This window comes from Pantoea sp. CTOTU49201, from assembly GCF_032054795.1.
Lineage (GTDB): Bacteria > Pseudomonadota > Gammaproteobacteria > Enterobacterales > Enterobacteriaceae > Pantoea > Pantoea symbiotica.
Window position 1 is genome coordinate 1 of record NZ_DAMBSA010000544.1, and the last position, 2,417, is coordinate 2,417.

The window sequence follows — 2,417 nt, forward strand, 5'->3', positions numbered from 1 at the left end:
CCTTTTTAACGGTTGCCGGCGCAGTTTCAGAGAATTCCGTGCCTACGCGAGAATCGGTAGGAACTGGGATGCCGTGCTCGTCACGCAGCTTTTTCGCTGCTTCAACGAAGTCTGGCTCGTACAATGATTTACCGACGTTGTTTTCGATAGCCACGAAGGTGTTCGCGATACCGCCGCCAACGATCACGGTGTCAGCAATTTTCACCAGCGACTGCAGCACATCAAATTTGGTCGACACTTTAGAACCGCCAACCACAGCAACCAGCGGACGCTCTGGATTGCTCATCACTTTGCCCAGCGCTTCCAGCTCAGCTGACAGCAGCGGACCCGCACAGGCGATTGGTGCAAACTTGCCCACGCCGTGGGTAGAAGCCTGCGCGCGGTGCGCAGTACCGAATGCATCCATCACGAATACGTCGCACAGTGCGGCATAATCCTTTGCCAGACCTTCTTCGTCTTTTTTCTCGCCTTTGTTAAAGCGCACGTTTTCCAGAACAACAAGTTCACCTGCGTTGACTTCAACACCTTTGAGGTAATCTTTTGCCAGGGTAACGTTGGTGCCGTTCAGTTTGTCTTTCAGGTAGTTAACAACCGGCAGCAGGGAGAACTCTTCGTTGTATTCACCTTCGGTCGGACGACCCAGGTGAGAGGTAACCATCACTTTCGCGCCCTGTTTCAACGCCGCTTCGATGGTAGGCAGAGAAGCACGAATACGTGCATCTGACGTCACTTTCCCTTCTTTCACTGGCACGTTGAGATCGGCACGGATCAGAACGCGTTTACCAGCAAGATCCAGATCGGTCATCTTAATTACAGACATGGTGAACCCTCTCGTTGATTCTCATAAGTTTTGCCAGACGCAGTCCGCGTCTTACCTGAAACCGCTTGCGGCCATTGCTAACGTGGTGTCGATCATGCGGTTAGCAAAGCCCCATTCGTTGTCACACCAAACCAGCGTTTTGATAAGGTGATGACCACTGACCCGCGTTTGCGTGCCATCGACTATGGCACTGTGCGGATCATGGTTAAAATCTACTGAGACTAACGGTAATTCCGTATAGTCAACTATACCACGAAACGCCCCTTCTGACGCGTTTTGCAGCAACGCGTTGACCTCACACGCCTTCACCGCTTCGCGCACCGACACGCTCAAATCAATGGCTGTCACGTTGATGGTGGGCACGCGCACCGCAATCGCCTCAAAGCGATCGTTAAATTTCGGAAAAATACGGGTAATGCCAGCAGCAAGACGCGTATCTACCGGAATGATCGATTGGCTGGCGGCGCGGGTACGACGCAGATCGCTGTGATAGGCGTCAATCACCTGCTGATCGTGCATCGCCGAATGAATGGTGGTCACGGTGCCCGACTCAATGCCAAAGGCGTCATCCAGCAACTTGATCACCGGAATAATGCAGTTGGTGGTACAGGATGCGTTGGAGACAATGCGGTCAGTTTGTTTAAGAGCTTGTTCGTTAACACCAAACACGACAGTGGCATCGAGATCGTTACCGCCCGGATGCGAGAACAACACTTTCTTCGCACCTGCCGCCAAATGGGCTTCGCCATCAGCACGGCTGCCGTACACGCCGGTGCAATCCAGCACGATATCCACATTCAGTTCGCGCCACGGCAACACTTCGATTTCCGCTTGATGCAGGATGCGAATGGTGTCGTCGCCAACAAACAGCTGATCGCGCTCCTGGCGCACATCAAAGGCAAAACGGCCGTGGCTGGTGTCGTACTTCAGCAGATGCGCCATCCCGGCTGCGTCGGCCAGCTCGTTAATGGCGACCACGGTAATCTCAGCCCGGCGACCGGTTTCATACAGAGCGCGCAATACGTTACGCCCGATACGACCAAAACCATTTATTGCTACGCGAACGGTCATTTCTACCTTCAACAACACCCGGAAAAACGTGCCGATTAGCCTGAGCGTTTCACACCGTTTTGTACAGGGAATTATTGCCTGCCCGCACCGGCAAGATGCACGTTCTTGCCCGCAACTGAAACGGTTCAGCTAGAGTAATGCAAGAGAGGAATAACGGGAATGATTGCGATCAAGTGAGTGGCGGAATATTGGATCTACGTCACAAATTCTGCACTGCGGGATTATTACTGCAGGAATAATTGAACCGTTTCAGGTTGGAGGTGGTGAAACAATAAGGGCGCCCCGGTTGGGACGCCCTTTATACCCGCTGTGTAGGGTCGCCATTTATGGCGACCTCAAATCACAGAATCGATTTCGCCGTTTTAACCACGTTCTCAACGGTGAAACCAAACTCTTTGAACAGCTGATCCGCAGGCGCTGACTCACCAAAGGTGGTCATGCCGACGATCGCACCGTTCAGGCCGGTGTATTTGAACCAGTAATCGGCGATACCCGCCTCAATCGCCACGCGTGCGGCAACCGCTTT

At 53.1% G+C, this 2,417-nt stretch carries 3 protein-coding genes; all 3 read right to left on the reverse strand.

Annotated features, from left to right (window positions below; translation table 11 throughout):
* A partial coding sequence (gene pgk / locus RTY00_RS23500) for a phosphoglycerate kinase (RefSeq protein WP_312666570.1) occupies positions 1-820 on the reverse strand: 820 nt, incomplete at its 3' end.
* Between the two features lie 51 nt (positions 821-871).
* Positions 872-1,891, reverse strand: coding sequence for an erythrose-4-phosphate dehydrogenase (gene epd / locus RTY00_RS23505; RefSeq protein WP_312666571.1), 1,020 nt, complete (start codon positions 1,889-1,891; stop codon positions 872-874).
* 340 nt (positions 1,892-2,231) lie between these two features.
* Positions 2,232-2,417 (reverse strand): transketolase-like TK C-terminal-containing protein (locus RTY00_RS23510; protein WP_312666572.1); only part of this gene is annotated, 186 nt, incomplete at its 5' end.